This is a genomic window from Falsihalocynthiibacter sp. BN13B15 (assembly GCF_041205415.1).
In the GTDB taxonomy this organism is placed as follows: domain Bacteria; phylum Pseudomonadota; class Alphaproteobacteria; order Rhodobacterales; family Rhodobacteraceae; genus Falsihalocynthiibacter; species Falsihalocynthiibacter arcticus.
In genome coordinates, this window is record NZ_JBGFCE010000018.1 from 44,219 (window position 1) to 51,465 (window position 7,247).

Annotated in this window: 6 protein-coding genes; 5 read left to right on the forward strand and 1 reads right to left on the reverse strand. The window is 53.9% G+C overall.

Going from position 1 to position 7,247, the window contains the following annotated elements; all coding sequences use genetic code 11:
• The first annotated feature begins 7 nt into the window (after nucleotides 1–7).
• A complete protein-coding gene (locus AB9F26_RS20295; RefSeq protein ID WP_335586188.1) occupies nucleotides 8–1,453 on the forward strand; it encodes a TrkH family potassium uptake protein in 1,446 nt (481 codons plus the stop codon).
• A 1-nt stretch (nucleotide 1,454) separates the two neighbouring features.
• Here the strand turns inward: AB9F26_RS20295 and AB9F26_RS20300 are convergent, their stop codons facing one another.
• On the reverse strand, nucleotides 1,455–2,633 hold the full coding sequence (locus tag AB9F26_RS20300) for a replication initiation protein (protein WP_335586189.1): 1,179 nt from the start codon (nucleotides 2,631–2,633) through the stop codon (nucleotides 1,455–1,457).
• Nucleotides 2,634–3,171: 538 nt separating this feature from the next.
• On the opposite strand from AB9F26_RS20300, the gene AB9F26_RS20305 reads away from it, so the two are divergent.
• The 4 genes from AB9F26_RS20305 to AB9F26_RS20320 all read left to right on the forward strand — a co-directional run.
• A complete protein-coding gene (locus tag AB9F26_RS20305) occupies nucleotides 3,172–4,572 on the forward strand; it encodes an AAA family ATPase (RefSeq protein WP_335586190.1) in 1,401 nt (466 codons plus the stop codon).
• Nucleotides 4,556–5,656: a ParB N-terminal domain-containing protein gene (locus tag AB9F26_RS20310; RefSeq protein WP_369768934.1), complete on the forward strand. Its 1,101-nt coding sequence runs from the start codon at nucleotides 4,556–4,558 to the stop codon at nucleotides 5,654–5,656. Before AB9F26_RS20305 ends, AB9F26_RS20310 begins: the two co-directional genes overlap by 17 nt.
• A gap of 51 nt (nucleotides 5,657–5,707) precedes the next feature.
• Nucleotides 5,708–6,535, forward strand: a complete 828-nt coding sequence (gene kynA / locus AB9F26_RS20315) for a tryptophan 2,3-dioxygenase (protein ID WP_369768935.1) — start codon at nucleotides 5,708–5,710, stop codon at nucleotides 6,533–6,535.
• 4 nt (nucleotides 6,536–6,539) lie between these two features.
• Nucleotides 6,540–7,247: branched-chain amino acid ABC transporter permease (locus AB9F26_RS20320; protein ID WP_369768936.1), on the forward strand; the 708-nt coding region annotated here is incomplete at its 3' end.

A 7,247-nucleotide genomic window follows, 5' to 3' on the forward strand; every position in this document is an offset into this window, starting at 1 on the left:
GCGCTAAATGGAACTTCGCCCCGTTGCAAATATTATCGGAATCCTCGCAGGGATAATGGGGGCGCTCATGTTGGTTTGCGGGGCCGTTGATGCGTATTTTGGCGGCCAACCGGCGTCCGTATTTACCATGATGGGCGCGATCACCATCCTCTTTAGCCTCCTCACGTCGATCGCCACCTCCAACCACCAAAGTAAGTCCCTCGGGCGGCGGCAATCCTTCCTTTTGACGTCGCTCGCTTGGGTTGTTTTGCCAGTTTTTGGCGCCCTGCCCTTTATCTTCGGCGCGCCCGACACAACCATCGTTAACGCGTATTTTGAGTCCATGTCCGGCATGACAACCACCGGATCCACGGTTTTTTTCGGCCTCGATGAAATGCCTGAAGGTGTGTTGCTTTGGCGTGGTATTTTGCAGTGGCTTGGCGGCTTGGGGATCGTCATTGTCGCGATGATTTTCCTGCCCACTATGCGGGTTGGGGGGATGCAATTCTTCCTGACCGAAGGCTTTGATACGCAAGGAAAAGTTTTGCCTCGCGCCTTGGATATCGCGAAATCCCTGTTGGGAATTTACATCCTCCTCACCGTCATTTGTTTCGTTGCTTACGTCTATTTCGGCATGCGATATTTCGATGCCCTCGTGCATGCGCTCACCACGATTTCCACGGGTGGTTTCTCAACCTCCGACCAGTCTTTCGCAAAATTTACGGGGTCGCTGGAGTATGTTGCGACGGTCTTTATGATCCTCGCCAGCCTCCCTCTCATCCGCTTCGTTCAGATCCTAAGCGGTCAGGCCAACCCCCTCCTCAAAGACATCCAAGTCCGCGCCTATTTCCGTTGGATTCTCGTGTCCGGTGGCTTGGTCTTTTTCTATCGCTGGACCACCAGCACCGACACAGCAGAGGCGACCTTTCGCGAAACCTTCTTTAACCTCGCGTCGCTGTTTTCGGGCACGGGCTACACCAGCGTCAATATCGCCGCCTGGGGCAGCTTTCCCCTCACGGTGATTATTTTGGTCGGACTGATCGGCGGTTGCACTGGCTCCACCGCCTGTTCGATCAAGATTTTCCGCTGGCTGGTCCTCATCGAATGCGTCAAAGACCAACTCCGCCAACTTCGCTATCCCCATTCCGCCTCGCGCCCAAGCCTCGATGGTCGCCCCCTCAGTCAAGACGTAATCGTCTCTGTTTCGGCGTTTTTCGCGTTTTTCATCCTCACTATGGGGGTCATCGCCGTCGCCCTCTCCCTCACCGGATTGTCGCTCGAAACCTCGATCACGGCCGCTTGGACGTCGGTCGCCAACATCGGCCCCGCCTATGGTCAGGCCGTCAGTGGCACAGGATCGATGGAGGCTTTCCCCGAAACGGCAAAGTGGATCATGATTTTTGGTATGTTGGCGGGGCGACTTGAAATTCTGTCGCTCTATGTTTTGGCCTCGCGCCGTTTCTGGGCTATTTAGGTCACTCTAAGCCGTCGAAAATTTCGGGGTTAAACTCTTCCCAAAACGCAAAAATCGCAACCGCATTTTGCGCGGACATCCATCCGTGGCGTTCAAAATCTTGCCGTTTTGGAATTTCGGTCAGACTCGCGAAAAACAGCCGTTTATCGGCGTCCCTCTGCGTTGGAGTACGGGCAGCTGAATAGTCTCTAACACGCCCCAATCGTGCCGCGCGGGCCGACATGACAGGCACAGGTTTTGTATCTGGTTCCGCCGTATAATCATCACGAAGCGCCGCTGCGAGATAGCGTTCAGGGCTTTTCACACCACCCTGCCCCGCCACATAATCAAGCTTGCCTTGGATCACCGTTTCACCGTGTTCCGTTAACCATTGCCGCGCCAAGCGGTCACTAATCCCCATCCCCCGAAGCCGGTCATACACGGGCGCGCGGCGCAGCCCTGCCCCATCGTCCAGATCCAAAATCGATAGTTGCGGGTTTTTCTGAATGGTAAAGCGAATGTCGCTCACGGCCCGCCCCCGTTTGCGCACTTCTGGCGTCACCAGAATATTGCTACTGCGGTTAATTTCTGACACGGCGGGCTTAATAATCTTCGCGTTCAGGTGTTTATAACTCTCGTAGTATTCGCTATCCGCAACCCCCATCAGGCGGCGAAACATCTCAAGCGGCCACCATCCGGTGCTGCCCGTGCGATGAAACCGATAGCAATTTTCATAGAGCGCCAGTGCGTGACCGCTGGTAAATTTGCGTTGAATGTTCAGGTTAATCAGCGCAAAAACCTTCGGGTCCGCCAGTTTCTCGGCAAGCGCGGGCGAATAGGCATACTCGCAAATCCCGTCCTTAAGTTTGGCATAACTCAACAGGCTCGACACGCCCCATTCCTGCTTGCCCGCCGCATCCAACATATCCCATTCCGCCACCGTTTCCGCCAACCCGCGCAGCGACTGTTTTAGCGTATCAAAGTCGTTGGAATTATAGCCCACCAGCATACAAAGGGTGCGCGCATCAATTTGAAATACCTGCTGTTGAGTCAGAGTGTCATAGGCATTCAAAAGCAATACATTCGAGAGTTTGCGTTGCAAGAGCGTCAGTTTGCCCGACACATGAATCGCCGCCACGTGCTTTTTCACCGCCCCCCGTTTGAGCGCGCCGGTTAATTTATCTTTCGGTATGTCCTGCATTCTGTTGCCCTGTACGTGCAAAATTCGGCGCTCAATGGGATATCTCTTTGGATAGTTCCCAGGACTTTACCTCAAAAGGAACCTCTTCACAATCCGGTTTGGGATACCTTAACAGGGAAGATTGTGGTCCCGTAGACGGGTTCCTTTCACGCTGATCCGTCCAGTCTCACACTGCCAAAGGTACCAATTTACAGGACAGGGGTACGCAGCTACCTTCATTGATTCTCCCAAACAGGCTCTAACGCGACAATTAGATACTAAAACCGCGAATCGGTACCTTACATCCCGTATTCCAACACCTTTCGTCCCGTATCAGGGTCCCTTTGCGCCTGTAGTCGGGCACCCAAGCCCATCTAACCAACTGTAATAAATAAATTTATCTGAATTAAAGTCCTTAAAGATTCTATATATTCTTAAAGCAAAAGGCGCTGTGTTTCTTTTATTTATCTTTATTCAGGAAAGATTGATTCCCAAACGGCCTGTCATGTGAGATAAAAACCGCAAAGACGCGTAATTTAGCAAACATCGGTGAATCAAGATGACATCCTCTGGTAAGTCTCCCCTGCCCCCCTACTTCGGCATCGATCCAGCCCGAGCAGAAGCATCTCTTTCTCAGCCTATAGATACCGCCCGATTCGCGAAAGCTGCAGCGTTCGCCTCGAAGGGGCGCGATGAACTGGCGAAAAACGGTCACGCTCCGGATGGTAAAAAGCGGCTTAGAAAGTTCTCCACATGGGAAGTCTGCCGCTATCTGATCCCCGTCGCCCCCGCCCATTTTCGCCGTGTCCTCAAGGCCCATCCAGACCTGCCCCAAGGTGCTGGCGAAAGCAATTCCAAATGGTTCTCCCTCTTGGATGTGATGGCCCTGCGCGAGCATTTCGCCACCGAAGGCGCGGCCAATCGCGAATACCGTCCCTATCGCCCCAAGGGACTTCCGGCCAAGATTATCGCGGTCGCGAACTTCAAAGGCGGTGTTGGCAAAACCTCCACCTGCGCACATCTCGCCATGAGTGCGGCTTTGGATGGCTACAAAGTCCTCGTCATTGATCTCGATAGCCAAGGCTCAATGACCTCGATTATGGGTGGCACCGTTCAAGATGAATGGAGCACCGCCTTCCCGATTATGGCCCGCGATTATGCCCGCCACGTTGAAGAAGAAAACAAAGTCCGAAAAGCAGGTGGACAGCCCGAACTCCCCCTTGACGAAACCTTAACGGAAGCGCTGCAGGTTTCGCCGCGAAACCTCATCCAAAGCACCCACTGGCCGAACATAGACTTGATAGGCGCTCAGCTCAATCTCTACTGGGCAGAGTTCCAAGTGCCCGTTTGGCGGATGCAATCGCGATCCTGGCCGCTTTGGGATGCCCTCACGAACGGCCTCGAAGAAGGCGGAATCCTTGACGAGTATGACATAATCCTCCTCGATACCCCCCCTGCCCTCGGCTACCTCACAATCAATGCCCTCGCGGCAGCTGACATCCTTCTGGTACCTCTAGGAGCATCGTTCCTTGAGTTCGATTCCACGGGTCGATTTTTCGACATGCTCTATTCGACATTTGCCAGCATCGAGGATGGTGAAAATAGCCAGCGGCGCAAGCTTGGGTTGGAGGATGTGAAGTTTGAATGGGATGCCGTGCGGACGTTGATAACGCGTTTTGATGCCGCTCAGCAGACTGATCTCGCGAATGTTATTCAGGCTTATTTCGGCGACTTCATGACCACGTTTCGGCAGGACTTGACCGCAATGGTTGGGCAGGCTGGCGAGCAGGTGAATGGGATTTATGAAGCGGATTATCGCGAGTTCAATCGCGATACCTATGTGCGCGGGCGAGAGACATTTGACCGAACGTGGGCCGAGGTGAAAGAGATCGTTCTTGCTGCGTGGTGGCGGGATGAGAAGATGGCAAAACAGGAGACGGACGATGGCCAAGCGACGTAAAGTTATTGCGCCAAGCGCGGATGAATTAGACAAGATTGAAGCAGAGTTTCGTCGCGAAACCCTTAATCGCCCGAACGCAGTGGTCGCGCCAATTTCACAAGTTGCGGCGGATGCCGCGCGCGAACATGCGGGAATTTCGGTTGAGGGGCGTTCAGAAATGGCGCGCGATAAGACGGATGCTAATGCGCATCGAGACGCCAAAGGGCAGGGGCGTTTGATCGAAGATATCGCGATCGAGAGCATCGCCGAAAACTCCATGGTGCGAGACCGGATGGTTTTAGATGCGGCGGAAATGGACGAGTTGAAGCTGTCCATTTCGGCGCACGGGTTGAGGCTCCCTGTGGAGATTTATGCGCAGGATGGTGCGGCGCAACCCTATGGGCTGATCTCTGGATTTCGACGCCTTCAGGCGGTGCGCGACCTCTACGCGTTAACCAAACAAGAAAAATACGCGACGATTAAGGCGTTGGTCCGTGAACCGGAGGCGCTTGGCGGAGCGGTCACGGCGATGGTTGAGGAGAACGAAATTCGCGCGTCGCTGTCGCATTTTGAGCGTGGGCGCATCGCGGTTATTTCGGCACAGCAAGGTGTTTTTGCCAGCACGGAGGCGGCCGTTGATGCGCTGTTTAGTGCGGCGTCGAAAGCGAAGCGTTCCAAGATTCGATCTTTCTCTCTGATCTTTGAGGAGCTCGGCGACCTGCTTGTGTTTCCAGAAATGCTGCGGGAAAAAGATGGGCTTCGGCTGGCGGCGGTTCTGCGCAATGGGGCAGAGGCGCGGTTGCGTGAAAATCTGGCCCTAGGGCAGGAGCGGGGGCAATGCCAGTCCGCAATCGAGGAATGGGCGCTTCTGGAAGAAGTTGTGCTGCAATACGAAGATGACGCACAACCAAAACCCAAGGGCGGGCGGCCAAAACGGGTGACGGGATGGGAAGGGGCGGATACGCTGCGCCTTTCGACAGGGGTTACCTTGCAGCGACAAAGTGATAGCCAAGGGCACCTTATTCGGATTAAAGGCGCACGTGTTGATAGTATTTTGGTGGAGGAAGCCATGCAATATCTTGCGCAGTTATTTGAAAAAGGTTAAATTTTTCAACGAGTTAAAATTTTTTAGACCAAAGTTAAGTAAGGGCAGACAGTGACAGATCGAAACAAAGATGGTGCCAAAACCGATTTTTCAAAATCCATGTCCTATGGCGACTATCTTGGACTGGATAAGCTGCTAACGGCGCAACATCCCCTGTCCAAGGCGCCAGATGAATTGTTGTTTATTATTCAGCATCAAACGTCTGAACTTTGGATGAAATTGATGCTACATGAATTGGATACAGCGCGCTCGGCAATTGCCACGGACAACCTTCAGGAGGCGTCCAAAATGTTGGCGCGGGTGTCGCGGATCATGGAGCAGCTTAACAATGCGTGGGATGTTTTGCGCACGATGACGCCCAGCGATTATACAACGTTTCGCGAATCCTTGGGGCATAGCTCGGGGTTTCAATCGGCACAATATCGGCTTGTTGAATTCATTTTGGGGAACCGAAATACGGACATGATGAAGCCCCATGCGCATGACCCGAAAGCGATGGAACGACTTGAATCCGAATTGCACAAAAAGAGCCTATATCAGGAAGTTTTGTGGCTAGCGGCGCGGCAGGGGATGGATATTCCGACCGAAACGATTGGCACGCCTTCGAGGACGCCGCATTGCGAAAACGATGCGGTGCGGGCCATGTGGGCGCAGGTATATCGCGATCCGAAAACCTATTGGTCGCTGTATGAGGTTGCCGAAAAACTGGTCGATCTGGAGGATTATTTCCGGCGCTGGCGGTTTAACCATGTCACCACTGTCGAGCGGGTGATTGGATTTAAGCGCGGAACGGGGGGCACGGCGGGCGTGGCGTATTTGACGAAAATGTTGGCGGTTGAGCTGTTTCCCGAGCTTTGGCGCGTTCGGACAGACCTTTGATCTCATGAGTTTGGTTCTCCTGCTTGAGCAGATATTAAATGGCCTCCAATTCGGCATCATGTTGTTTCTGATGGCCGCAGGATTAACGCTTGTTTTTGGCGTTATGGGGCTGATCAATTTGGCGCATGGCTCGCTTTATATGGTCGGGGCCTTTGCGGCGGCGGCGGTTGCCGGTTGGACGGGATCGTTTTTGCTGGCTTTGGTCGCGGCGCTTGCGGCCTCGGCGGCTGCGGGGGCATTGATGGAAATTGTGGTTTTGCGGCGATTATATGCGCGGGATCATTTGGATCAGGTGCTCGCGACATTCGCGTTGATTTTGATTTTCTCGGAGGCGACGCGGTGGGCCTTTGGCTCGTTCCCGCTTTTCCTCAATATCCCCGAGGCGCTTTCGGGGCCTGTGACCCTTCCTGGAGGGATGCAGTATCCACTGTATCGGCTGGTTTTGATCGGGATTGGCTTGGCTGTTGCGGCGGGGCTTTTCCTGTTGATTTCGCGCACACGGCTGGGCATTCAGATTAGGGCAGGGGAGAGCGACCGCGAAATGATTGCCGCCCTTGGTGTGGATATAAAAAGGCTCTATACCGTGGTATTTGCCATTGGCGCGGCGCTGGCAGGGTTTGCGGGGGCCTTGGTTGGGGCGATTCAGTCGGTTCAGGTTGGAATGGGCGAACCTGTGTTGATTTTGGCCTTCGTCGTGATCGTTATCGGCGGA